23 protein-coding genes are annotated in these 24,374 nt (G+C 72.6%); 15 read left to right on the plus strand and 8 right to left on the minus strand.

Annotated elements, in window-relative coordinates; all coding sequences use genetic code 11:
• Positions 1 to 94: 94 nt before the first annotated feature.
• The 3 genes from HAV40_RS33910 to HAV40_RS33920 are packed head-to-tail and all read left to right on the plus strand — an operon-like array spanning position 95 to position 3,319.
• The gene (locus HAV40_RS33910) at positions 95 to 1,588 is read left to right on the plus strand and encodes a flavin-containing monooxygenase (RefSeq protein WP_166388382.1); all 1,494 of its coding nucleotides are present in this window, start codon (positions 95 to 97) and stop codon (positions 1,586 to 1,588) included.
• Complete coding sequence (locus HAV40_RS33915) at positions 1,585 to 2,466, plus strand: short-chain dehydrogenase/reductase (protein ID WP_166388383.1); 882 nt, start codon at positions 1,585 to 1,587, stop codon at positions 2,464 to 2,466. Before HAV40_RS33910 ends, HAV40_RS33915 begins: the two co-directional genes overlap by 4 nt.
• A gap of 43 nt (positions 2,467 to 2,509) precedes the next feature.
• Entirely contained in the window at positions 2,510 to 3,319 is an 810-nt protein-coding gene (locus HAV40_RS33920) for an alpha/beta fold hydrolase (protein WP_166388384.1), read from the plus strand.
• A gap of 104 nt (positions 3,320 to 3,423) precedes the next feature.
• Here HAV40_RS33920 and HAV40_RS33925 read toward each other — a convergent pair whose 3' ends face one another.
• A complete protein-coding gene (locus tag HAV40_RS33925; RefSeq protein WP_166388385.1) occupies positions 3,424 to 4,470 on the minus strand; it encodes a glucose 1-dehydrogenase in 1,047 nt (348 codons plus the stop codon).
• A gap of 149 nt (positions 4,471 to 4,619) precedes the next feature.
• Here HAV40_RS33925 and HAV40_RS33930 point away from each other — a divergent pair, with 149 nt between their 5' ends.
• The 5 genes from HAV40_RS33930 to HAV40_RS33950 all read left to right on the plus strand — a co-directional run bounded on the left by HAV40_RS33930 (position 4,620) and on the right by HAV40_RS33950 (position 9,029).
• On the plus strand, positions 4,620 to 6,704 hold the full coding sequence (locus HAV40_RS33930; protein WP_166388386.1) for a prolyl oligopeptidase family serine peptidase: 2,085 nt from the start codon (positions 4,620 to 4,622) through the stop codon (positions 6,702 to 6,704).
• Positions 6,705 to 6,761: 57 nt separating this feature from the next.
• A complete protein-coding gene (locus HAV40_RS33935) occupies positions 6,762 to 6,974 on the plus strand; it encodes a DUF4184 family protein (RefSeq protein WP_166388387.1) in 213 nt (70 codons plus the stop codon).
• Between the two features lie 28 nt (positions 6,975 to 7,002).
• On the plus strand, positions 7,003 to 7,446 hold the full coding sequence (locus HAV40_RS33940) for a GNAT family N-acetyltransferase (RefSeq protein WP_275413515.1): 444 nt from the start codon (positions 7,003 to 7,005) through the stop codon (positions 7,444 to 7,446).
• An 81-nt stretch (positions 7,447 to 7,527) separates the two neighbouring features.
• Positions 7,528 to 8,271 (plus strand): SIR2 family NAD-dependent protein deacylase, encoded by a 744-nt coding sequence (locus HAV40_RS33945; RefSeq protein WP_166388389.1) that lies wholly within the window; start codon positions 7,528 to 7,530, stop codon positions 8,269 to 8,271.
• A 215-nt stretch (positions 8,272 to 8,486) separates the two neighbouring features.
• Positions 8,487 to 9,029, plus strand: a complete 543-nt coding sequence (locus HAV40_RS33950) for a 2'-5' RNA ligase family protein (protein WP_308441066.1) — start codon at positions 8,487 to 8,489, stop codon at positions 9,027 to 9,029.
• Between the two features lie 68 nt (positions 9,030 to 9,097).
• On the opposite strand, the gene HAV40_RS33955 is transcribed toward HAV40_RS33950, so the two are convergent.
• Positions 9,098 to 10,195, minus strand: a complete 1,098-nt coding sequence (locus tag HAV40_RS33955) for a sugar kinase (RefSeq protein ID WP_166388390.1) — start codon at positions 10,193 to 10,195, stop codon at positions 9,098 to 9,100.
• Complete coding sequence (locus tag HAV40_RS33960) at positions 10,185 to 10,865, minus strand: bifunctional 4-hydroxy-2-oxoglutarate aldolase/2-dehydro-3-deoxy-phosphogluconate aldolase (RefSeq protein ID WP_239086866.1); 681 nt, start codon at positions 10,863 to 10,865, stop codon at positions 10,185 to 10,187. The genes HAV40_RS33955 and HAV40_RS33960 overlap by 11 nt, the downstream gene beginning before the upstream one ends.
• A gap of 35 nt (positions 10,866 to 10,900) precedes the next feature.
• On the opposite strand from HAV40_RS33960, the gene HAV40_RS33965 reads away from it, so the two are divergent.
• A complete protein-coding gene (locus HAV40_RS33965; RefSeq protein ID WP_166388392.1) occupies positions 10,901 to 11,671 on the plus strand; it encodes an IclR family transcriptional regulator in 771 nt (256 codons plus the stop codon).
• Positions 11,672 to 11,753: 82 nt separating this feature from the next.
• Here HAV40_RS33965 and HAV40_RS33970 read toward each other — a convergent pair whose 3' ends face one another.
• Positions 11,754 to 12,152 carry a hypothetical protein gene (locus HAV40_RS33970; RefSeq protein ID WP_239086867.1) on the minus strand — a complete coding sequence of 133 codons (399 nt, stop codon included), beginning with the start codon at positions 12,150 to 12,152 and terminating at the stop codon, positions 11,754 to 11,756.
• Between the two features lie 125 nt (positions 12,153 to 12,277).
• Here HAV40_RS33970 and HAV40_RS33975 point away from each other — a divergent pair, with 125 nt between their 5' ends.
• Positions 12,278 to 12,679 carry a YidB family protein gene (locus HAV40_RS33975; protein WP_203671797.1) on the plus strand — a complete coding sequence of 134 codons (402 nt, stop codon included), beginning with the start codon at positions 12,278 to 12,280 and terminating at the stop codon, positions 12,677 to 12,679.
• A gap of 184 nt (positions 12,680 to 12,863) precedes the next feature.
• Here the strand turns inward: HAV40_RS33975 and HAV40_RS33980 are convergent, their stop codons facing one another.
• A complete protein-coding gene (locus HAV40_RS33980) occupies positions 12,864 to 13,628 on the minus strand; it encodes a DUF2127 domain-containing protein (protein ID WP_166388393.1) in 765 nt (254 codons plus the stop codon).
• A gap of 235 nt (positions 13,629 to 13,863) precedes the next feature.
• Between HAV40_RS33980 and HAV40_RS33985 the strand changes: the two genes are divergently transcribed.
• Entirely contained in the window at positions 13,864 to 14,763 is a 900-nt protein-coding gene (locus HAV40_RS33985) for a hypothetical protein (RefSeq protein ID WP_239086868.1), read from the plus strand.
• Between the two features lie 22 nt (positions 14,764 to 14,785).
• Here the strand turns inward: HAV40_RS33985 and HAV40_RS33990 are convergent, their stop codons facing one another.
• Both HAV40_RS33990 and lysX read right to left on the minus strand, forming a co-directional pair.
• Complete coding sequence (locus HAV40_RS33990) at positions 14,786 to 15,685, minus strand: polysaccharide deacetylase family protein (RefSeq protein ID WP_166388394.1); 900 nt, start codon at positions 15,683 to 15,685, stop codon at positions 14,786 to 14,788.
• A 64-nt stretch (positions 15,686 to 15,749) separates the two neighbouring features.
• The gene (gene lysX, locus HAV40_RS33995) at positions 15,750 to 19,061 is read right to left on the minus strand and encodes a bifunctional lysylphosphatidylglycerol synthetase/lysine--tRNA ligase LysX (protein ID WP_166388395.1); all 3,312 of its coding nucleotides are present in this window, start codon (positions 19,059 to 19,061) and stop codon (positions 15,750 to 15,752) included.
• A 116-nt stretch (positions 19,062 to 19,177) separates the two neighbouring features.
• On the opposite strand from lysX, the gene HAV40_RS34000 reads away from it, so the two are divergent.
• The 3 genes from HAV40_RS34000 to HAV40_RS34010 all read left to right on the plus strand — a co-directional run bounded on the left by HAV40_RS34000 (position 19,178) and on the right by HAV40_RS34010 (position 21,540).
• Positions 19,178 to 19,960 carry a hypothetical protein gene (locus HAV40_RS34000; protein WP_166388396.1) on the plus strand — a complete coding sequence of 261 codons (783 nt, stop codon included), beginning with the start codon at positions 19,178 to 19,180 and terminating at the stop codon, positions 19,958 to 19,960.
• Positions 19,961 to 20,010: 50 nt separating this feature from the next.
• Positions 20,011 to 20,850 carry an NUDIX domain-containing protein gene (locus HAV40_RS34005; RefSeq protein WP_166388397.1) on the plus strand — a complete coding sequence of 280 codons (840 nt, stop codon included), beginning with the start codon at positions 20,011 to 20,013 and terminating at the stop codon, positions 20,848 to 20,850.
• Positions 20,851 to 20,991: 141 nt separating this feature from the next.
• The gene (locus HAV40_RS34010) at positions 20,992 to 21,540 is read left to right on the plus strand and encodes an NUDIX hydrolase (protein WP_239086870.1); all 549 of its coding nucleotides are present in this window, start codon (positions 20,992 to 20,994) and stop codon (positions 21,538 to 21,540) included.
• Between the two features lie 62 nt (positions 21,541 to 21,602).
• Here HAV40_RS34010 and HAV40_RS34015 read toward each other — a convergent pair whose 3' ends face one another.
• Entirely contained in the window at positions 21,603 to 22,721 is a 1,119-nt protein-coding gene (locus tag HAV40_RS34015) for a DNA polymerase III subunit beta (RefSeq protein ID WP_166388398.1), read from the minus strand.
• Between the two features lie 160 nt (positions 22,722 to 22,881).
• Here HAV40_RS34015 and HAV40_RS34020 point away from each other — a divergent pair, with 160 nt between their 5' ends.
• A complete protein-coding gene (locus HAV40_RS34020; RefSeq protein ID WP_203671801.1) occupies positions 22,882 to 24,342 on the plus strand; it encodes a PhoX family protein in 1,461 nt (486 codons plus the stop codon).
• Positions 24,343 to 24,374 lie beyond the last annotated feature (32 nt).

The raw sequence follows: 24,374 nt of genomic DNA on the forward strand, positions 1-24,374 counted from the left end.
CTCGTATCGGTTTCGGGCCTTCCCCACCCTGTTACCCGATGGTAATTTCTCGGACAGGGGCCGGTACCCGGCGGTACCACGGAGGAGGTCAGCCGTGAGCAGCGACGACGCGGGTCGCCATACCCGCATCGCGATCATCGGCGCCGGGTTCGGCGGCATCGGCACCGCGCTCCGGCTGCGTGGCGCGGGGTATCACGACTTCCTGGTCTTCGACCGCGGGGACGAGGTCGGCGGCACCTGGCGCGACAACTCCTATCCCGGCTGCGCCTGCGACGTGCCCTCGCACATGTACTCCTTCTCCTTCGCCCGCAATCCGGGCTGGAGCCGCAGCTTCTCGCCACAGCCCGAGATCTGGGCCTACCTGCGCCGCTGCGCCGACGGGGTGCGCCCGCACCTGCGACTCGGGCACGAGGTGCACGCGGCCTCGTGGGACGGCGATGCCCGGCTGTGGCGGCTGGAAACCTCGCACGGGCCGTACACGGCACAGATCCTCGTCGCGGCGGGCGGCCCGCTCACCGAACCGTCCCTTCCCGACCTTCCCGGCCTGGCCGGCTTCCGCGGCGACACGTTCCACTCCGCGCGCTGGCGCCACGACCTCGACCTGACCGGGCGGCGGGTCGCCGTGATCGGCACCGGGGCGTCGGCGATCCAGTTCGTGCCCCGGATCGCGCCGCAGGTCGAGGCGCTGACGCTGTTCCAGCGCACCCCGGCCTGGGTGCTGCCGCGCCGCGACCGCCGCATCAGCGCGCTGGAGCGGCGGCTGTTCCGCGCCGCGCCGTTCACCCACTGGCTGGTGCGGGCCGGGGTGTACTGGGGCCGCGAACTCCAGGCCACCGCGTTCCTGCACCCCGCGCTGATGCGGCTCGGCCAGCACATGGCCCGCCGTCACCTGCGCCGCGCGGTCGCCGACCCGGTGCTGCGCGAGCGGCTGACCCCGTCGTACACCATGGGCTGCAAGCGGGTGCTGCTGTCCAGCGACTTCTATCCGGCGCTCGGCCGCGCCAACGTGGACGTGGTCACCGAGCCGATCACCCGCGTCACCGCCGACAGCGTGGTCACCGCCGACGGCCGTGAGCATCCCGCCGACACCATCGTGTTCGGCACCGGCTTCCACGTCACCGACCTGCCGATGGCGCGGGCGATCCGGGGCGCGGACGGGCGCACCCTGGCCGAGCACTGGGCGGGCAGCATGTACGCCTTCCGCGGCATGGCCGTCACCGGCTTCCCGAACCTGTTCCTGCTCCTCGGCCCGAACACCGGGCTCGGCCACAACTCCGTCGTCTTCATGATCGAGTGCCAGATCACGTACCTGCTCGGCGCGCTGCGCCATCTCGACGCCACCGGCACCGGCGCGATCGAGCCGCTGCCGGACGCGCAGCGGGCGTACAACGCCGACGTCGACCGCCGCATGGACGGCACGGTCTGGACCAGCGGCGGCTGCCGCAGCTGGTACCTCGACGCCAGCGGCCGCAACTCCACCCTGTGGCCCGGCTACACCTGGTCGTACTGGCTGCGCACACGCCGCTTCGACGCCGCCGCCTACCGGCCGGTGCCGGCCCGCACCCCCGTCGCCGAGGAGCGCAGATGAAGGACGGATTGCGGGACCGGGTCATCCTGATCACCGGAGCGGCCCGGGGCATCGGCGAGCACACCGCCCGCCTGGCCGCCGCCCGTGGCGCGCGGCTGTCGCTGGTCGGGCTCGAACCCGACCGGCTGCGGCAACTGTCGCAGAGGCTGGACGCGGCCTGGTTCGAAGCCGACGTCACCGACTCGGCCGCGCTGGAGCGGGCCGTCGCCGGAACGCTGCGGGCGTACGGGCGCATCGACGCCGTGATCGCCAACGCGGGCATCGCGGGCCTGGGCACGGTCGCCACCGGCGACGTCGAGGCGCTGGCCCGCACCGTCGAGGTGAACCTGATCGGCGTCATGCGCACGGCCGCCGCCACCGCCGCGCCGGTCATCGCCGCGCGCGGCTACTACCTGCTGGTGTCGTCGACGGCGGCGTTCACGGCGCTGCCGGGCATGTCGGCGTACTGCGCGGCGAAGGCGGGCGTCGAGCACTTCGGCAACGCGCTGCGGCTGGAGCTGGCCCATCACGGTGTCGGTGTCGGCACGGCCCACCCCGGCTGGGTCGACACCGACCTGGTCCGCGACGCCAAGGACGACCTGCCGTCGTTTCGCGCCGCGTTGCGCGGCCTGCCGTGGCCGGTCGGCTCGACCAGCACCGTGCAGCAGTGCGCGGCGGCGTTCGTCCGCGGCGTCGAGCGGCGGCGCAGGCGCGTCTACGTGCCGCGCGCCATCGGCGGCGTGCAGCTGCTGCGCACGGTGGTGAACAGCGCGCTCAGCGACCGGCTGGTCCGGCGGCGCTCGGGGTCCCTGGTGCCGCAGCTGGAACGGGAGGTCGCGGCGCTGGGCCGGTCCTTCGGCACGCACAGCGCGGAGTCGGCGCGCGGGGATGCGCGATGACCGTCGGCCCGCGGCCGTGCCGCGCGGCCAGGCAGGAGCTGGCATGAGCATCGAGGTGGCGTACGAGCGCCGCGGCTCCGGCGAGCCGCTGGTGCTGATCCACGGCATCGGCCACCACTGGCGGGCCTGGGAGCCGGTGCTGGACCCACTCGCCGACCACCACGACGTGATCGCCATCGACCTGCCCGGTTTCGGCCGCTCGCCGGTGCCGCCGGACGGCATGCCCGCCGACATGCCGCAGACCGTCGCCGCCGTCGCACAGTGGCTCGGCGAGCAGGGACTGCACCGCCCGCATGTGGCCGGCAACAGCCTCGGCGGCGCGATCGCCCTGGAACTGGCCGCGGCGGGTCTGGCCGCCTCCGCGACCGCGATCGCCCCGGCGGGCTTCTGGACCCGCTGGCACGTGCGGTACGCGCTGACCGTGCTGACCGCGATGCGCTGGGGCACGCTGCTGCCGCAGCCGGTGGTACGCGCCAACATGCGCCCGTCCGCCACGCGGGCGCTGGCGTTCGCGATGCTGATGCGCCACCCCGGCCGCCTCGCCCCCGAACGCGCACTCGCCGACGCGCTGGCGTTGCGAACCGGCGCCGGGTTCCGCTCGGCGGCACGGGCCGCCGCCCGCGGCTACGAGTTCCGGGGCACACCGTCAGTGCCGGTCACCATCGCGTGGGGCGACCGGGACCGGATCCTGCCGCCCCGCCAGGCCGCTATCGCCCGCAACCGCCTCCCGCAGGCCAGCCACGTGATCCTGCCCGGCTGCGGCCACGTCCCGATGAGCGACAACCCCGCCTTGCTGGCCGCCGTCATCCTCGCCACCACCCGCCCCGAGGAGCAAGGAAGGGCACCTTCTTAACCGACGTCGGTGCGGGAACCGCGGTTTCGGGGAAACCGCACCAGTCCAGACCAGAATTGGTGCGGTTTCCCCGAACCCGCAGACGAGACGTTGCCTCGGCGGCTTCAGGAGGCGAAGTCGAGGACGACTTTGATGTCGTCGGGGTGGTTCTCCAGGGCGCTGGCGTAGTCGGCGGCGGGGACCCGGCGGGTGATCAGAGCGGACAGCCACGAGTGGTCGGCGGACTGGAGGGCGTGGGCGGCCTCCTGCCAGTGGCGCAGGTTGGCGTTGACGGAGCCGAAGACGACGTTGTTCTCCAGGACCATGTCGCGGTTGAGGCCGCCGAGGTCGAGGGCGAGTTTGCGGCCGCCGCTGGACACCCCGGTCAGGCAGACCGTGCCGTTCGGGCCGACCTGGTCGATGACCTGGGCGATGACCGGCGGCGCACCGGTGCACTCCAGCACGAGGTCGGGCTCGAAGCCGAGGTCGCACACCTGGCCGCTGTGATAGGTCGCGCCGAGCCCGGCGACCAGGTCGAGTTTGGGGCCCTCGGTGGCCCGGTCGAGCACGTGCACGTCCAGGTCCCGCTGGCGGCCCAGCAGCGCGGCCAGCAGGCCGATCGGGCCCGCGCCGGTGACCAGGACGGTCTTCGGGTCGTACCGGGCCCGCAGCCCGATCCGCTCGATGTGCTCCCAGGCCTTGGCCACCACACTGGTCGGTTCGAGCAGCATGCCCACGTCGATCAGCGAGACGTCCAGGCCGACCGCGAAGTCGGGCTCGACGCGCCAGCGCTCGCGGGCGAACCCGTGCCGCTCCTTGATCCCGCACTCCACGTACTGGCCGTTGCGGCACATGTCCCACTCGCCGACCAGGCAGTTGACGCAGGGCACCGGGTCGGGCCGGCGCACGATCCCGGCCACGAGGTCGCCCGGCTGCCAGCGGCCGGAGTCGTCGGAGATGACCCGGCCCAGCGACTCGTGCCCGATGACCAGGCGGTCGTCCGGGCCGGGCGCGGTGCCGTACTCCCCCGCGACGATCTCGCGGTCGGTGCCGCACACGCCCACGGCCAGCGCCTGCACCAGGACCTGGCCCTCGGACTCGGCCGGCTCCGGCAGGTCGTCGACATACCGAGCCGAGTCGGGCCGTCCCGCCTCGACGATCAAACCTCGCATAGCCGTCACCCTAGGTCGATTCTTCCGCGCCCGCCGGGCATTCGACCCGGCAGATGTCTTCTTTGCCCGACTTGCCGGGTCTACCGGACAGCGTCAGACGTCGCTGCTCGCACGTGCGACACCACCGCGTGTAGTGCATCCTTTACTGCATGTCGACGGACCACGCCCTCTCCGCCTACCCGCCCGCCGCCCGGCTCAACCTCGTGGAGCAGATCCACGGCCACCGGATCGCCGACCCCTACCGGTGGCTGGAGGACCCCGCCGACCCGGACACCGCCGCCTGGTCCCAGGCCCAGGACGAACTGCTCGCCGCGCACCGGGCAGACTGGCCCGAGCGCGCCGCGCTGCGCGACCGGCTGGCCCAGCTGCTGGCCGTCGGCGCGGTGACCGCACCGGTCTGGTACGGCCCCTACGGCTTCTTCCAGCGACGGGCCCCCGAGCAGGACCATCCGGTGCTGCTCGTGATCGAGCCCGACGGCACCGAACGGGTCCTGCTCGACCCCAACGCCGTCGACCCGACCGGCGCGACGACGCTGGACTGGTACTACCCGTCGCCGGAGGGCGGCCTGCTGGCGTACGCGATGTCGGTCGGCGGCACCGAGGAGCCGCTGCTGCGGGTCATGGAGGTGGCCACCGGCGAGATCGTGGACGGGCCGATCGACCGGATGCGGCACACCACGATCGCCTGGCTGCCCGGCGGCGAGGCCTTCTACTACTCGCGCTTCCTCGCGCCCGGCGCGGTCCCCGGCGACGACCCGAAACTGCACCGCCGGGTCTACCTGCACCGGCTCGGCACCGACCCGGACACCGACCCGCTGATCCTCGGCGACGGCTCGCCCCGGGGCCGCTACTTCATGCCACGCGTCTCCCGCGACGGCCGCTGGCTGTCCATCAGCGAGACACAGGGCACCGACCCGCGCAACGACCTGTGGCTGGCCGACCTGTCGGCGAGCCCGCCCGGCGCGCCCGCGCTGCGCCCCGTGCAGCAGGGCGTCGACGCCATGACCTACCCGCACTTCCACGGCGGGCAGCTCTACCTGCAGACCAACCGCGACGCGCCCCGGTGGCGGCTGTGCGTGGCCGACCCCGCCGACCCGGCGTACCCGCACTGGCGCGAGCTGATCGGCGAGGACGCCGGTGCGGTGCTGGAGGACTACGCGATCCTCGACGGCCCCGCCCTGGCCACGCCGGTGCTGCTGGTCGCCACGACCCGGCACGCGCTCAGCGAGCTGACCGTGCACGAACTGCACACCGGCGAGGAGGTCGCCAAGGTCGCGCTGCCCGGCGTGGGCAGCATCGGCCCGCTGACCTCGCGGCGCGACGGCGGCCACGAGGCCTGGTTCAGCTACGGCGACCACACCACACCCGGCACCGTGCACCGCTTCGACGCCCGCGACAACGCCGTCACCCTGTGGGCCCGGCCGCCGGGCGCGGCCGCGGTCGGCGACGTGGTCACCGAGCAGGTCACCTACACCTCGGCCGACGGCACCGACGTGCGCATGTTCGTCATCGCGCCCGCCGACGCCGCCACCGGGCCGCGCCCCACCCTGCTGTACGGCTACGGCGGCTTCAACATCTCACTGACCCCCTGGTACTCGCCGATGGCCATCGCGTGGGCCGAGGCCGGTGGAGTGTGGGCGGTGGCCAACCTGCGCGGCGGCGGCGAGGAGGGCGAGCAGTGGCACCGCGACGGCATGCTCGCCAGCAAGCAGAACGTCTTCGACGACTTCCACGCCGCCGGGGACTGGCTGGTCGCCTCGGGCACCACCACGCCCGGCCAGCTCGCCATCATGGGCGGCTCCAACGGCGGCCTGCTCGTCGGCGCGGCGCTGACCCAGCGGCCGGACGCGTACGCCGCGGTCGTCTGCTCCGCGCCGCTGCTGGACATGGTCCGCTACGAACTGTTCGGCCTCGGCTCGACCTGGGCCGGGGAGTACGGCACCGCCACCGACCCGGAGCAGCTCGGCTGGCTGCTGTCGTACTCGCCGTACCACCGGGTGCGGGAGGGCGCCGCGTACCCGGCGGTGCTGTTCACCGTGTTCGACGGGGACAGCCGGGTCGACCCGCTGCACGCCCGCAAACTCGCGGCCGCGCTGCAGCACGCCACGTCGGGCGACCGGCCGGTGCTGCTGCGCCGCGAAGGCGACGTCGGGCACGGCAGCCGTTCGGTGTCACGCACCCTGGACCTGTGCGCCGACGAACTGGCCTTCCTGACCGCGTACACCCGGCCCTGACACCGCCCGCCTCGCGCGGGCCACGCGGGACGACGGCCGCCGCCTACCATGTGGATCATGCCGTTGACGCTGCCGACCCACCCCGTCGCCGTCGTCCCGCTCAAACTGTGGCGTCCCCGCTGGTTCGACGGCGTGGCGCTGACCATCGGCGCGATCGCACCCGACCTCGCCTTCGCCACCGACGGGTACGGCGTGACGATCCACAGCCACGCGTGGCACGCCGTCCTGTGGTGGGCCCTGCCATCGACCCTCGCCGGCCTCCGGCGGTGACCCGCCGACCCGGACGCCGCGCACCGGGCTGCGAGAATCCCGGGCCATGGCCTTCCTTCTCCGTACCGCGGACTCCGCCGACATCGCGGCGCTGCTCGCCTTCTGGTCGTACGCGGCCGAGAACACCTCCCGCGAGGACAGCGCGCAGGCCGTGGCCGCGCTGCTGGCCCGTGACCCGGACGCGCTGCTGCTGGCCGTCGACGGCGACGAGATCGTCGGCTCGCTGATCGCGGGCTGGGACGGCTGGCGCTGCCACCTGTACCGGTATGCCGTCCACCCCGAGCGTCGACGCCAGGGCATCGGGCGTGCCCTGCTGGACGCCGCCGAGCAGCGCTTCGCCGCCCTCGGCGGACGGCGGGCCGACGCGATGGTGCTCGACGACAACGACCTCGCCGCCACTGCCTGGACGGCCGCCGGGTACGCCCGCCAACCACAGTGGTCCCGCTGGGTCAAGCCGCTGACGTCGAACTGAACGCGCGCCCGCGTACGCAGCCAGGCCCGCCGCCCCGAATTATGAGCTGCCGCACCTGCGGCCGTTCACTATCGTGCTGACATGACCGAGCGCAAGCCGATGATCGCCGTCCTGACCGGAGCCGGGATCTCCACCGACTCCGGCATCCCGGACTTTCGCGGACCTCAGGGCGTGTGGACCCGCGACCCGGCCGCCGAGAAGATGTTCACCTACGAGCACTACATGGCCGACCCTGCCGTGCGCCGTGCTTCGTGGCGGGCGCGTGCCGACAACGCGGCGTGGAACGCCCAGCCCAATCCGGCGCACCTGGCGCTGGTCGAGCTGGAGCGGGCGGGTTTCCCAGTGCGGATCATCACGCAGAACATCGACGGTCTGCACCAGAAGGCGGGCTCGACGCCGCGCAAGGTGCTGGAGCTGCACGGCACCATGTTCACGGTGCGCTGCATGGGCTGCGGCGAGCGCGGCACCATGCGCGACGCCCTTGACCGGGTCGAGGCCGGTGACCCGGATCCGGCCTGCCTGTCCTGCGGCGGCATCCTCAAGGCCGGCACGATCATGTTCGGTGAGAACCTGGACTCCGAGACGCTGAACCAGGCCGGATCGATCGCCAAGGCGTGCCGGCTCTTCTGGGCCGTCGGCACGTCGCTGATGGTGCAGCCCGCTGCCTCCCTGTGCGCCATCGCGATGACCGAGGGTGCGAAGACGACCATCGTCAACGCCCAGCCGACCCCGTACGACGTCGTCGCCGACGAGGTGGTCCGCGACCCGATCGGCGAGGCCCTGCCCCGCATGGCCGCCGCCCTGATCGCCGCCCACCCGTCCTGAGGATCGCGCCGACCTCGCGACCACGCCAAGGGCATGCCCGTCGTGGGCATGCCCTTGGCTCGTCCGCTGCGGGATCAGGTGGCGGGTGGCGCGTCGGTGGAGCGGGGTGCCACGGCCACGGCCCAGGCCTCCTGGACACCGAGGAAGACGAGGACGGTCAGGAGTACGGCTTCGAGCTGGATTGTGGTCAATACTCGGTCGTCCGAAGGTCGATCATGGCGGTACGCTCTCGCACCATGGCCGCCGCCCTGGAGCTCTATCTCGACCCCGTCGCCACCGCGCGCCTGCGTACCCTCTGGAACGCCCTGGAGGCCGAGGGCGTGCCCACCCTGCGCGACCTCACCCACCGCAAGCACCGGCCGCACCTGTCCATCACCAGCGCGGACGTGCTCGACGGCCCGGCCGTCGAGGCCGCACTGCGCGGGATGGCCATCGCGCCGCCGATCAGGCTGGCGTTCGACCACATCGGCCAGTTTCTGGGGCGGGTGCTCTGGCTGGGCCCGGTGCCGACCGCCGAGCTGCTGAGCCATCACGCCGCAGTGCACGGGCGGCTGACCGCGGCGGGTATCGAGACCGGCTCGTTCTACCAGCCCGGAGCGTGGGTGCCGCACTGCACGCTTTCCATGCGCGTGCCGCTGGTCCGCATGACCGACGCGATCAGGCTGTGCCTGGACATGCTGCCCCTGGAGGCCACCATCGTCGGCGCGGCCGTCGCCGACCACGCCCGCGACCTGTACCACCCGCTCCCCGCATCCTGAGCAAAGGAAGGGCACCTTCTTATCGCGATGCGATGTAGAAGGTGCCCTTCCTAACAGCTGCGGAGGTGTCAGCGCTGGACGCGGGCGCCGCCGCCTGCCATCAGGGACTCGACTTCGGCACGGGTGGCCATCGAGGTGTCGCCGGGGGTGGTCATCGCCAGCGCGCCGTGCGCGGCTCCGTACTCGACCGCGCGGCCGAGGTCGCCGGTGGTGACCAGGCCGAAGATCAGGCCGCTGGCGAAGCTGTCGCCGCCGCCGACCCGGTCCATGATCTCCAGACCGGGGCGGTGCGTGGCGTGGGCGAAGCCGTCGCGGCTCCAGGCCACCGCGCCCCAGTCGTTGACCGTCGCGCTGCGCACGGTACGCAGCGTCGTGGCGACGACCTTGAAGTTGTCGTACTCCTGCACGACCTGGCCGATCATCTTCTCGAAGTTCTCGGCTTCCAGGTCCGACAGGTCGTCGGCCGTGCCGGGCACCTCGAAGCCGAGGCTCGCGGTGAAGTCCTCCTCGTTGCCGATCATCACGTCGACGTAGCGGGCCAGCCGCCGGTTGACCTCCTGCGCCCGCGCCTTGCCGCCGATCGCCTTCCACAGGCTGGGGCGGTAGTTGAGGTCGTACGAGATGACGGTGCCGTGGCGGCGGGCGGCCGCCATCGCCGCCTCGATCACGTCGGGCGTGGTGTCGGACAGGGCCGCGTAGATGCCGCCGGTGTGGAACCAGCGCACGCCCAGCGTGCCGAACAGGTGCTCCCAGTCGACGTCCGCGGGACGAAGCTGCCCGGCGGCGGTGTGGCCACGGTCGGAGACACCGACCGCGCCGCGTACGCCGAAGCCGCGCTCGGTGAAGTTGAGCCCGTTGCGCACGGTGCGGCCGATGCCGTCGTACGGCAGCCACTTCACCAGCGAGGTGTCCACGCCGCCGGTGAGGATCATGTCCTCCAGCAGGCGGCCCACCTCGTTGTCGGCGAAAGCGCTGACCAGCGCGGTACGCATGCCGAAGCACCGGCGCAGCCCGCGTGCGACGTTGTACTCCCCGCCGCCCTCCCAGGCGCGGAACGAGCGCGCGGTGCGCACCCGGCCCTCACCGGGGTCGAGCCGCAGCATCACCTCGCCGAGTGAGACCAGGTCGTAGCGGCAGTCCTCGGCGGGACGGACCTCAACGGACATCGGCGTCTCCCGTCGTGTCCGGGCGGGTCGCCGCGACGGCCGCGGCGGTGCGCCGGGTGATCTCGGCGTAGTCCCCGGCGGCCAGCAGGTCCGCGGCGACCATCCAGGTGCCGCCGACCGCGAGCACGGCCGGGATGGCCAGGTAGGCGGCGAGGTTGGCGGTGGTCACGCCGCCCGTGGGCACGAAGCGCACCCCGGGGAACGGCGCGGACAGCGCCTTGACCATCGGGGCTCCGCCCAGCTGCTCGGCCGGGAAGAACTTCACCGCTTCCAGGCCTGCTTCCAGGGCCATCTGGATCTCGGTGGGGGTGGCCACGCCGGGGAAGACGGGCACGCCGAGGTCCTGGCAGCGGCGTACGACCGCGGCACTGAAACCGGGGCAGACCACGTAGCGGGCCCCGGCCTCGACGGCCCGCTCGGCCTGCTCGGTGTTCAGCACGGTGCCCGCGCCGACCAGCAGGTCCGAGGAGGCCGCGAGCCGCTTGATCGCGTCGAGCGCGGCGGGCGTACGCAGGGTGACCTCGATGGAGCGCAGCCCGCCCGCGGTGATGGCGGCGGCCAGCGGTTCGGCGGCGGAGGCGTCGGGGAGGATGACGACCGGCAGTAGCCGGTCACCGGCCAGCAGCCGGACGATGTCAGATGAACGTTCATGTTGGTGAACAGCAGTCACGTATGTGACCATAGTGGCGGACGAAGGGATTGGCAATGAACCAGCAGGGGGCCGATCGCCCGCCGGTGAAGTCCGCCGACCGCACCCTCGAACTGCTCGAGGCGCTCGCCGAGGGCGGCCCGCGCGGACTGGTCGAGCTGTCCCGCGAGCTGGACATCCCCAAGAGCAGCCTGCACGGGCTGCTGCGCACGATGAGCCAGCGCGGCTGGGTGGAGGCCGACGCCACCGGCACCCGCTTCGGCCTCGGCGTACGCGCGCTGCAGGTCGGGGCGGCCTATCTGGACAGCGGCGACTCGATCGAGCTGGTCAACGCCGCGCTGGACGCGCTGGCGGAGCGCTTCGGCGAGACCGTACATCTCGGTCGGCTCGACGGGCCGAACGTCGTTTACATAGCGAAACGCGAATCCGCGCATCCGCTGCGGCTGTTCAGTGCGATCGGGCGCCGCCTGCCCGCCCACGCCACCGCGCTGGGTAAGGCGCTGCTGGCCGCGCGCCCCGACGGCGAGGTCGACCGGCTGCTCGAGTGGCCGCTGGCCGCCCTCACCTCGCATACGATCACCGCGCCCGACGCCCTGCACGCCGAGCTGGACCGCATCCGCGACACCGGTCACGCCGAGGACCGCGAGGAGAACACCGAGGGCATCATGTGCCTGGCCGTCGCCGTGCCGCTGCGCTCCCCCGCCGTCGACGCCATCAGCGTCTCGGTCCCGCTGGCCCGCCTGCGCGACACCACCGCCGCCGACATCGTCGCCGCCCTCCACCACCACACCGCCCAGCTCCGCGCCGCCGCCCACCTCCTGCCCTAGTCACGGCTCGCCTGGCACCCGGGTGCGTCCGTCGTCGAGATGCGCACAGGTGCCAGGCAAGCCGGACGGTCACGGGCAGCGGTCAGGAGCCGAGGGCGGCGTGGACCTTGGCGATGGCGGCGGTCTCGGTGTCCTTGACGCCGCCGGAGGCGTTGGCCACCTGGTCGCAGGCGGCGGCGATCACCGACCGGAACTCGGTCAGGTCCTCGGGCGACTTGGCCTGCAGGATGCCGGTGGACTGCTGGAGTGCGGTGATGACGCCCGACTCCAGCTCGGCCGGGGAGCCCTTGGGGATCTCGGGCAGGCCGCCGGTCTTGAAGACGGCCTGGAGTTCGGGTGACGCGCCGGCGAGCGCCTTGGCGCCGGCGATGCTCTCCTTGAAGCTCGCGAAGAAGCCGGGGTCCGCGTGGGACACCAGGAAGACAGCGCCGAAAGCCGCGGTACGCAGGGTCTGGCGCTCTTGGTCCGTGTATTCCGTCATGCGGCACATTGTGGCCGAAGGGCGGGCATACATGAGGGGATTTCACCGCTTTTGCTTCGTCCGTTCGGCCGAGCTTCTAGGGTTCGAGGAAGAGTGTCCAGCACCGAGTACGGGGGTAACGGGAAATGGCAGTCGACCTCACCCAGATCATGAAGCTGATGAGCGACCCGCAGATCCAGAGTCTGCTCAAGGGCCTGTTCAGCCAGATGTCCGGCGGCGGCGGTGGCGGCGGTCAGGCGAACCTCAGCGGTCTGGTGGATCAGCTGAGCAAGTCAGGCCTAGGCCCCCAGGTGCAGTCCTGGGTCGGCACCGGTAAGAACGAGAACGTCACCGGCGCGCAGCTCCAGCAGGCGCTGGGCGGCGGCACCCTGGAGAACCTGGCCCAGGAGGCGGGCACCACACCGCGCCAGGCCGCCGACGACCTCGCCAAGGTACTGCCGGAGATCGTCAACCAGGCGACGCCGCAGGGCCAGATGCCCGACCCGCAGCAGCTCCAGCAGATGATGGGCAAATTCTTCGGCCAGTGACACCAAGCCGCCCAAGCGGCCTCTCTACCCGCGCCCGCCCGGCCCCGCCGAGCGGGCGCACTCCGTCCTCCCCGGCCGCCCGCCCCCGCCCGACCCGTGCCGCAACTCTTAAAGAGTTGCGGCAACAAGGGCCCGTTGAGGCCGCGACTCTTTAAGAGTTGCGGCACGGAGGGGGGCAGGAGGGTCAGGGGGGGCAGGTGGGGCCGGTGGCGGCGCGGGCTATGTGGATGAGGCTGGCGTGGTGGCGTTCGGCGTCGTAGGCGGGGCGGCCGCCGCGGGCGCCGAAGAGGCGCTTGCGGTAGACGAGGAAGACGACGGCGCCGATGTTGATCAGCAGGGCCGTGATGCGGACCCAGGTGACCCGCTCGATGAGCTCGTACACCTCCAGCGGGATGAACAGCGCGGTGGCGACGGCGGCCAGGTACTCGCCCCAGCGGCGCAGCAGCCACAGTCCGGTGCCCTCGGCGAGCTGGAGCAGGCCGTAGCCGGCCAGCGCGGCGGCGATCCAGGTCAGCGTCTGCGGGCGGGTGGCCAGGGCGGTGCGGACCAGGTGCACCAGGGGCGAGTCGCCGAGGTTCCAGTGCAGTCGTTCGGCGAGCTGCTGCAGCAGGGGCAGGTCCTGATCGAACTCGGCCCGCACGGTGGGCTGCGCGCCGCGGAAGCGCCAGACGGCGTACGCCCCGAGGAAGAGCAGCAGGCCGCGGACCGCGCGCTCGACCGCCAGGGTGCGCAGGACGACGGCGTCGCGGAGCAGTTGCCCGCGCAGCGGGACGGGGGCCTCGTCGGCGGGGCCGGTGGCGCGCGGCGGGCCGGGCACGTAGTCCCCGCAGCGCAGGCAGCGCCAGGCGGCTCCGTCGACGGTGTCGACGCGCAGGTGCTCGCATAGTTCCGGTTCGTCCGGGGCATAGGTGAGGTGGTGCCGGGCGCAGGCCAGCAGGTTCCAGTCCATAGCGCTCCTGCCTGAGTCCGGCTCACAGGTTATCCGTTTTCGGCTCGTTTCAGGCTGGTTGGATAGCCTTCGATACTGCGAAGAATGTCCGTATTGCCATCAGCCGAAAGTACTACATCAACAGTGCCTGAAAGCCTGGACTAGGGCCTTGAACTGCGCCTTCCTAGCGCTCAGCAGTGGCCCCGGACACTATTCGCAGGTGGGCAGCGGTCGATCGCCTTTCTAGGATCGGCGGATGCGTGGCAACGGAGCACACGAGCAGCGCGGAGTAGGCCGTCATCGAGCGGACGCCCGCCAGAATCCCCTGTCCAGTCCCCTCAAGTCCCTCGCGGCGGCGATCAACCGGCTCAGGTCGGCCGACTCGCGCAAGCTGATGGCAGTGACCGGCCTGGTCGGCGCCCTGGGCGCGGCCGCGCTCGGTGGAGTGGCGTCCGGTGCCGGAGCACCCGACAGCAAGGTGAACCTGCAGGCGGTCAGTGTCAGTCGGGCGGAGGCCGAGAAGGCCGCGACCCGGTCGATGAATCGCGCCGCGCCCGCCGCGGTGAAGCCGGTCGAGGCTGCCGCCCCGAAGGCGGCGGCGCAGGCCCAGCCGAAGGCCGCAGCCCCCAAGGCAGCGCCCAAGGCCGCCCCGAAGGCAGCCCCCAAGGTCGTCAAGCCCAAGGCCGCCCCGAAGCCGAAGGCCGCCCCCGCCCCCGTCCTGCGCCCCGTCGCCGGGCTGGACATGACCCAGATGCGCAACGCCCAGGCGATCGTGCAGGCCGGTCAGCAGCTGGGCCTGCCCAAGCGCGCCTACGTGGCCGCCGTCGCCTGCGCGATGCAGGAGAGCCAGCTCTACAACCTGGCCAGCACCGTGTACGCGGAGTCGTACGACTACACCGACCAGGGTGAGGGCTCCGACCACGACTCGGTGGGCCTGTTCCAGCAGCGCCCGGCCTCCGGCTGGGGCACCGTGCGCAACCTGATGCAGCCGAAGTACGCGGCGACGCAGTTCTACAAGGCGCTGGACAACGTCCAGGGCTGGCAGGACATGCCGCTGACGCTGGCCATCCAGGAGGTCCAGGTGTCGGCCTTCCCGTACCACTACGCCAAGCACGAGACCCGCGCCCAGCAGGTCGTCGACGCCCTGACCCGATAACCGCACGCCACCGCGTCGGTCGTCATCGCCCCGGTTGCCCGGACCCATCGGTCCCGGGTGACCGGGGCTCTTCCGTGCCCGGCGGCAGCGGAGCCAGGTGCACCCGCGTGATCAGGTACGCCAGGATGGTGCGCAGCGCCGACAGCGTACGGGCGCGGTCGCCGCCGCCGTCGTGCAGCAGCACGATCGCACCGGGCCGGGTCTGCGCGGTGACGTCGGCGGCGATGCGGTGCGACGGCCCGTCCTGCCAGTCGTGCGGGTCGACCCGCCAGTGCAGCGCGGTCATGCCCAGCCGCCGCGCGGCGGCGACCACCGTCCGCGACCAGTTGCCGCCGGGCTGGCGGTAGTACGAGATCCGCGCGTTCGGGGCGGCCGCGAGCAGGGCCGCGCTGGTGCGTTGGAGGTCGGCGAGCACGGTCTTCTCGTCGCGCAGGCCCAGCCACACGTCGTGGCTCCAGCTGTGGTTGCACAGCGTGTGCCCGTCGGCGACGACGTCGCGTACGAGCTGCGGATACCGCGCCGCCTGTGACCCGATCATGCAGAAGGTGGCCCGTACGCCGTAGTCGCGCAGCAACGCCAGCACCTGCGGCGTCCAGGTCTCGTCCGGGCCGTCGTCGAAGGTCAGCGCGACCTCCGGGGTCCCGGTGGTCATCCGGCTGCCGAACGGCCCGCCCTGCTCGGCGGGCAGCGGGGGGCGGCCGGGCCCGGTGACCGGCTGGGGCCGGGCGGGCAGCGGCGGCAGCGCCAGCCGTGCCTTCGGTCCGGGGCGGGACGGTTTGGCGGTGCCGGGCCGGTCGGCCGTGGGCGAGCGGGTCCCGGCCAGGTTTCCGAGCAGGAATCCGCCGCAGCCGATGACGGCGACCAGCACCAGCGCGGTGACGATGACGCGCCGTCGGTTCCCGGATGCCGGTCCGGCACGCATGAAGCCTCCTGCGGCCTGGTTACCAGAACCATACCAAAATGGTCAATTTAGGCGTATAGCGTCGTCAGCGTGCTCCGCGCACCAGCGGGAACGGCAGTGTCTCCCGGATGGACCGCCCGGTGAGCAGCATGACCAGCCGGTCCACCCCGATGCCGAGCCCGCCCGTCGGCGGCATGGCGTATTCGAGGGCCTGCAGGAAGTCCTCGTCCAGCTCCATCGCCTCCGGGTCGCCGCCCGCGGCCAGCAGGCTCTGCTCGGTGAGCCGCCGGCGCTGCTCGATCGGGTCGGTGAGCTCGGAGTACGCGGTGCCCAGCTCGGTGCCGAAGGCGACCAGGTCCCAGCGTTCGGCCAGCCGCGCGTCGACGCGGCTCTGCCGGGTCAGCGGGGACACGTCGGTCGGGAAGTCCTTGTAGAACGTCGGCAGGACGGTCTTCTCCTCGACCAGGCGCTCGTACATCTCCAGCACGACCGCGCCACGGCCCCACTTCGGGTCGTACGGGATCTTCGCGGCGTCGCACAGGGCGCGCAGCCTGTCCACGTCGGTGTCGGCGGTGACCTCCTCGCCGAGCGCGGCCGAGATCGCCTCGTCGACGGTGCGCACCGCCCAGTCGCCGGACACGTCGTGCGGCTGCCCGTCGTGGATGATCACGCACTCGCCGTTGGCGGCGCGCGCCGCCGACTGCACCACCTCGCGGGTCAGCGTCAGCATCGCGTCGTAGTCGGCATAGGCCTGGTACGCCTCCAGGATGGAGAACTCGGGGTTGTGCTTGTAGTCCACGCCCTCGTTGCGGAAGGTGCGGCCCAGCTCGAACACCTTCTCCACGCCGCCCACGGCCAGCCGCTTGAGGTACAGCTCGGGTGCGATGCGCAGGTAGAGGCGCAGGTCGTAGGCGTTGATGTGGGTGGTGAACGGGCGGGCGTTCGCGCCGCCGTGGATGCGCTGCAGGATCGGCGTCTCCACCTCGATGAAGCCGCGGTCGCGCAACGACTGGCGCAGGCTGTGCACCGCCGCGCTGCGCGCCCGCAGCAGGTCGCGCGCGTCGCTGCTGGTGATCAGGTCCAGGTAGCGCTGGCGGACCTTGGCCTCGGGGTCGGTCAGGCCGCTGTGCTTGTCCGGCAGCGGGCGCAGGCACTTGCCGGTGATCTCCCAGCTGTCCACGTGCACCGTCAGCTCGCCGCGTCTGGTCGTGACGACCTCGCCGGTGACGCCGACGTGGTCGCCGATGTCGATCGCGTTGGCCCACGTCGCGACGTCGCGGTCGAGCATCAGCTGCAGGTCGCCGTCCCAGTCCCGGATGGTCGCGAAGGCGATGTGCCCGTGGTCGCGCATCAGCATCACCCGCCCCGCGATCGACACCCGGTCCCCGGTGCGGGTGTCGGCGGGCGTCTCCGGGTGCCGCTGGTGGACCTGCCCGCAGGTCGCGGTCGGATGGAAGCCCACCGGGTACGGGTCGACGCCGTCGGCGCGCAGCCGTTCGAGCTTGGCCAGACGTACCGCCATCTGCTCGTTGACGCTCTCGTCGTGGGCCGCCCCGGCCAGCGCGGCCGGTTCGGCGGGCGCGGGCAGGCCCGCCAGCACGGGTTCCGCGGTCGCGTCGAGCGCCGCGACCGGCGTGCCCGGCACCGTCAGGAAGCCCTCCGCGATCGCCGAGGCCAGGCCGACCTTGGCCAGGTCGCGCCGCTCGCCGAAGCACAGGAAGCGTGGCACCCACTCCGGCTGGTACTTGATGTTCGACCGGTACAGCTGCTCCAGCTGCCACCACTTGGAGAAGAACATCAGCACCCGCCGCCACAGCCGCAGGATCGGGCCCGCGCCGATCCGGCCGCCCTCCTCGAACACGGCCCGGAACACGGCGAAGTTCAGCGACACCCGGTCCACGCCCAGCTTGGGCGCGGCGGTCATCAGCGCGGTGACCATGAACTCCATGACGCCGTTCTCGGCCTCGTGGTCACGGCGCATCAGGTCCAGCGACAGCCCGCGGCGGCCCCACGGCGAGAACGACAGCATCGAGCGCACGATGCCGTCGCGGTCGCGGGCCTCGACCAGCACGCACTGCCCGTCGTTGGGGTCGCCGATGCGGCCCAGCGCCATCGAGAAGCCGCGCTCGCTGTCGGTGTCGCGCCAGCGGGTGGCCAGCTCGGCGATGTCCTTCATCTCCTCGGGCGGGATCTCGGCGTGCCGCCGCACCGTGGACGTGTACCCGGCCCGCTCGACCCGGTTGACGGCCTGGCGCACCTGGCGCATCTCGCGGCCGTCGAGGGAGTAGTCGTCGGTCAGCAGGATCGCCTCGTCGCCCAGTTCGAGGACCTTCAACCCCGCCTTGTGGTACGCGGTCGCGCCCTCCTCGCTGGCACCCATGGCGGCCGGGGTCCACGCGTAGCTGCGCGCCTCGGTCAGCCACGCCTCGATCGCCGAGCCCCAGGCCTCCGGGTCGCCGATCGGGTCACCGCTGGCCAGGCTCACCCCGTTGACCGGGCGGTAGGTGACCGCGGCCTTGCCGCTCGGCGAGAACGTGGCCAGCTTGTCGCGCCGGGTCGCGAAGTAGCCCAGCGAGTCGCGCTCGCCGTAGCGGTCCAGCAGGCCGCGCACCTTCACCTCGTCGGCGGGCTCCAGCACCGAGTTGACCTGCTGCGAGCGCAGCAGCGTGAACAGCGCCGCGAACACCGCGATCGCGCCGAACAGGCCGAGCACGAAGTTGACCCAGCCGGGGGCCGCGCCGTCGCGGGTCACGTCGAACTCGAACGCGCCGCCGAGGACCTTCTCCGCCGCGTACGCCAGTTGCTCCCCGGCGTTCGCGCCCAGCGTGCCGGGGAACGCGGCGACCAGGCTGTAGCCCAGCCCGATGCCGACCGCGGCGACACCGGCGAACACCGCCAGGGCCTTCCAGACCGCGCCCTTGCGGATGCGGGCGTAGAACTGCCTGCGGGCCAGGAACAGGATGACCAGCGCCGCGACGCCGACCAGCACCGCGATGGACGTGGCCACCCGGCCCCAGCCGCTGAACAGCGGCACCCCGGCGTCGTCGACCAGTTCGCCCTCGGGCACGAAGGTGAGCACGCCGAGCGCGAGCACGCTGGACCCGACGTCGATGACCAGGTAGACGATCATGGTCCACCAGGCGATGCGCTTACGCCGGGAGGTGGCCGCGGCGAGCACGGCCATGAACGCCGCGTACGCGAGGTTGGCCGGAACCGGCACGAGCACGTCGTCGAGGATGCGGCGCACCGGCTGGGTGCTGTTGCCGAGCGCGCCGCCGACCGCGGCGATGGCGCTGATCGCGGCGATGCAGGCGATCAGGATGGCGAACACGCGGGGCACCTTCTCGCGCCAGTCGCGTCCGTTGGCGCGCTTCGGTGCGGCAGCCGGTGGGGCCACATGCCACCTCGTCTCTTCGGCGAAGTATTCAGGCCGTCAACACGAACATATGGCACTCACTAGACTTAACGCAGCAAATACGATGAAAGCTCAGGTATGGGGGCGGAGGTGGGTCGGTGTCCGGCTGGTTCCACCGCACGGTCGTGGAGACCGGCCGGCTGCCGCTGTTCTGCTTCTTCGCCGGGGTGATCTTCGGTTTCGTGTTCATCCGCTTCTCGGTCCGGATGATCCGGGCCCAGGTGAAGTGGTGGCCCGGCAACGTCACCCCCGGCGGCGGCCTGCACATCCACCACGTCGTCTTCGGTGTGGTGTTCATGCTCGTGGCAGGCGTGGGCGCGCTGATCGTGCCGGACGAGTACGTGCTCTGGCGCTCGATCCTGGCCGCCCTGTTCGGCATCGGCTCGGCGCTGGTGCTCGACGAGTTCGCGCTGATCCTGCACCTGGAGGACGTGTACTGGTCGGAGAAGGGCCGCACCTCGATCGACGCGGTGTTCGTGGCGGTGGCCGTGACCGGGCTGCTCGTGCTCGGCATACGCCCGGCGGGCATCGACTCGCTGATGCTGGCCGCCGCGGCGGCGGGCGGCGTCGGCTGGCTCATCGCCGGGGCCATCGCCTCCACCCACCTCGGCCTGGTACTGCTCACCCTGGTCAAAGGGAAGATCTGGACCGGGCTGATCGGCCTGTTCATCCCGGTGCTGCTGATCGTCGGCTCGATCCGGCTGGCCCGCCCGCACTCCCCCTGGGCCCGCTGGCGCTACACGCGGCCCACCCCGAAGGCGGCCGCGAAACTGACCAGGTCGACCTGGCGCGAGGTGCAGCTGCGGCGTCCCGTGATCAAGGCGAAGATCTGGTTCCAGGAGCTGCTGGCCGGACACCACGACGCTCCCCCACAACGGTGAGGCGGGCCGATATGGTGCAACCACCGTCGTCAGTGGAGGAGCAGCCGAAGGTGCGCCGAGCTCACGTCATCACCGCCTGGGCCACCTGCACCGTGCTCGGCGGCCTGCTGCTGGCCGTGCCCGACGACGGCCCCCGGCTGGTCTCGTTCAGCGACGCGCACGGCCCCGGGCTGCTCGACACGGTCGGGGCCGTGCTGGCCGTGGCCGGGTCCGCGATCGCCTGGTGGTGGATCTGGCGCGACCGCCGCCGCCTGTCCGCCGCGCCGCTGTGGTGGCAGGTCACCGCGCCGATCGCGGGCGGCCTCGGGCTCGGCCTGGTGCTCGCGTCGGTGTTCGGCGACTTCGCGCTGTGGTGGGCGGTCGGCGCGGCACTGGTGACGCTGGTGCAGGTCGGGCTGTTCGTCTCGGTCAGCGGCATCGGCGCGCACCGGCCGACCCGGGTGCGGGTCACCGGCTACGTGACCCGTGGCGGCAACGACGCCCTCGAAGTGCTCGTCTTCGAGTATCCGGCCACCCCCGGCACGCACCTGCCCGGCGGCGGCGTCGAGCGCGGCGAACTGCTCAACGACGCGATGATCCGCGAGACGTACGAGGAGACCGGCGTGACCGGCCCGCTGGCCGTGCTCAGCGTCGTCGGGGTGCAGAGCGGCCGGTTCGCCGACACCCGCCGCCCCTACCTGAACGTCTACTTCCACCTGCGCGCCGACGACGACCGCCACCAGTGGCCGCACACCGTCATCGGCGACCCCGGCGTATGGGACACCGGCCTGGTCGTCACCTGCCGCTTCATCCCGCTGGCCAAGGCCCGTGAGCTGCTGCGCGACACCGGCAACACCCAGCACGCCTTCCTCGACCTGCTCGCCGTCCCGGCCGCCAACCCGCTGTCCTGACCGCCGTCCACCGGACCCGTTCGCGTCGTGGTTCCAGGACGGGCGGGTGCCTGCGGACGCGCTCGCGGCCGTAGACCGGGGACGGGGCTGCGGCCACCGCGCGGGACCGCCGACGCGGGCGCGCTGGGTTACGATCCGGCCGTGGCGTCCCCTGATGACCGTTTTCCGCTGCTGTTCGCTCCGCAGCGCTGGGAGTGGGCCGGGGTGGACTGCCGGTTCTCCACCGCCGCGCCCGCCGACCGGCTCGTCACCAACGTGCACGTCGTCGGCTTCGCCGGAGACCGGGTCGTGCTGTGCCGCGACGCGCGTGACGTGTGGTTCCTGCCCGGCGGCACGCGCGAACCCGGCGAGACCGTCGCCGAGTGCGCGGCCCGTGAGCTGCGCGAGGAGGCGGGCGCGGTGCTGCGCGGCCCGCTGCGCGTCATCGGCGCGCACCACGCGGTGTCCGACCTGCCCGCGCCGTACCGCCCGCACCAGCCGCACCCGGAGATGGCCTGGCTGTGGTGCTACGCCGAGGTGAGCGTCGAACACCCGCCGGTCAACCCCGACGACGGCGAGACCGTCCTGGAGGTACGCGCCCACCCCCTCGACGACGCCCGCCGCCTCCTCCTCACCGACGCCCCCTGGTACCCCGAACTCCTCACCCTCGCCACCGAACAACGCACCACCGACACCGCCCCCACCCTCTGACCCGGCCCCGTCCGGCCCTGCGGTTGCGGGGAGGTGCCGGGCCGGGTTCGGGTGTGGGCAGGTCAGGCGGGGTCGGCGGGGCGTAGGGGGACGACGAGGTAGCGCAGGTCGACAGCCGGGTCGAGGGACGCCGCGGTGAAGGCGGTGGGGCGCAGGGCGGACTGGATCTCCAGGCGCACCTGACGGCCCGCGAAGGGGCGTAGCGCGTCGAGCAGGTAGCGGGCCTGGTACTGCCGGGTGAGCAGGTCGCCGAGCAGGTCTGCCTTCAGCGTCTCGGACGACTCGCCCGCCAGCGGGTCGCTGCCGCGCACGCACAGCTCGCCGTCGCCGAGTTCGAGGGTGACCGCGCCGCGCGGCCCGGCGTAGTGCGCGGCCCGGCCGACCGCGGCGGCCAGCGCGTCGGCGGCCACCCGTACCGTCGCCTCGGCCTGCGCGGCCAGCAGCTGGTCGAGCTGCCGGTCGGGGAAGGCCACCGCCAGACTGGCCGTGCCGACCGTCCAGCCGGGCCAGGACAGCGCGAACTGGCCAGAGTGCGCATGGAGGGTCACCTCGCTCGCGCGGCCCGCCTGCTTGCCCAGCTCGGCCACCAGCGAGGCCGGGACCAGCACGTCCAGCTCCGTCCCCGGCACCGGCTGCCACGCCGCGCGCGCCGCGGCGAGCCGGAAGCGGTCCGTGGCCAGCATCGAGACCACCGCGCCGACCGAGCGCATCCGCACCGCGGTGAACAGCGGGAGCGCGTCCTCGCGGGAGGCCGCACCGGCCACCGCGGCGGCGGCCCGCCAGTCCGCGCCGGTGAGCACGCCGACGGCCGCTGGTGGCTGCGGCGGGCGGGGGAACGTATCCAGGTCGAGCCGGGGCAGCGCGAAGCGGGCCCGGTCGGTGCGCACCGCGAGCCGGGCGCCCTCGGTGCACAGCCGCAGCTGCGGCGCGTCGAGCGTGGCCACGGTGTCGGCCAGCGCGCGCCGCGACACCACCGCCTCGCCGTCGGTGTGCGCCGTCGCGGCCACCCGCACCCGCGCCCACGCCTCGCCGTCGGACGCGGCCAGCTCCAGCCCTTCGGCGTCGGCCCGCAACAGCACCCCGGCCAGCGCGGGCTGATGCGCCCGCACCGGCAGCAGCCGCAGCAACTGCGCCGCAGCCTCGGCCAGCGCACCGGCCCCGACACTCACATCCAGCGACATGCCCGCACGCTAGAGCCCGGGTACGACACCGGAGGAATCCGCGCGGCGAGGAGCGCGGCAGGGCGTCGGTAAGGACCACTGATGGCGTCGATGCGTGATCATGCGGGTGGTTCGCTCGTTGCACCTGCCGTAGCTCCCTCGACGCACGGAAGTGAGCGCGATGATGGTGATCAAACGGCGTTCACTGCTCGGCGGTGCGGCGGTGGCTGGCGGGCTGTTCGCCGCCGGTCCCTTCAGCGGGTTCCTGGCCCGCGAGAGCGCGCCGCAGCCGCCGTCGCGGATCAAGCTGTCCGCCACGGCCGACCTGCGTGACGGCGTGGCGCGCCTGTGGGTGCCCGAGGGCTTCGCATACCGCTCCTTTCACGACACGGAGTGGCCGGTCGTGCTCGACGACGGCTCGCGGCTGCCGGGCAGCCACGACGGCATGGGCGCGTTCCAGGCGCCGGGCGGCAACACGATCCTGGTACGCAACCACGAGGTCAAGGTCACCGGTTCGGCGTTCGGGCCGGGTCACGTCACGTACGACCCGGCGGCCGGGGGTGGCGCGACCACGATCGAGGTGACCCGGTTCGGCGAGGTGGTGCGCTCGTACACCAGCCTGAGCGGCACGCACACCAACTGCTGTGGCGGGCGTATGCCCTGGGGCACGTGGGTCAGCTGCGAGGAGACCGTGCACGGGCCCGACGTCGCCGGGGTCGGCAACTACCAGCTGCGCGAGCGGCACGGCTTCATCTTCGAGGTGCCCGCGCAGGGCACGGTCGAGCCCGAGCCGATCACCGCGGCGGGGCGCTTCGCGCACGAGTCGGTGGCGTACGACCCGGAGGGCGGCGCGCTGTACCTGACCGAGGACAACTTCGCCTTCGCCAGCTGCTTCTACCGGTACCTGCCGCCGCGCGCGCCGGACCCGCTGCGGGCCGACGGGCGCGGCATCGCCGACGGGGGCAGGCTGCAGGCGCTGGCCGTGAAGGGACGCGAGCGGGCGGACCTCGCCGCCGCGCAGGAGCCCGGCGTGGTGTACCCGGTCACCTGGGTCGACATCGACGACCCGGCGCCGCGCTTCCCGTACACCGAGGGCGTGCCCGCGCCGACCAGCGAGCACAAGGCGCTGCGGTACGTGGGCGACCAGGGCCGCGACGGCGGGGCGGCGCTGTTCTCGCGCCTGGAGGGCTCCACGTACCGGCAGGGCGTCGTGTACTTCACCTCCACGCAGGGCGGCGGCCGCCCGGAGAAGGACGAGGGGCCCTTCGACAGCGGCTACGGCAACGGCCACGGGCAGATCTGGGCGTACCACTGCGCGGAGCAGGTGCTGCGGCTGGTGTACCAGGCGCCCGCGGTCGACGGACTGGACTTCCCGGACAACATCACCACCAGCCCCAACGGCACGCTCATCATGTGCGAGGACGGCGCGAACAACAACTACGTGCGCGGGCTCACCCGGCACGGGCAGCTGCTCGACATCGCGCTCAACCGCCTCACCAACCGTGCCGGGGTGTCCCGCGAGGCCGACGAGTTCGCGGGCTGCGCGTTCAGCCCCGACGGGCACACGCTGTTCGTGAACGTGCTGGCCGTACACGGGATGACGTTCGCGATCTGGGGGCCGTGGGCGAAACTCGGGATCTGAGCGCGGGCCACGCTCAGCCCCGGCGACGGGCC

Source organism: Catellatospora methionotrophica (assembly GCF_011297335.1).
In the GTDB taxonomy this organism is placed as follows: Bacteria; Actinomycetota; Actinomycetes; order Mycobacteriales; family Micromonosporaceae; genus Catellatospora; species Catellatospora methionotrophica.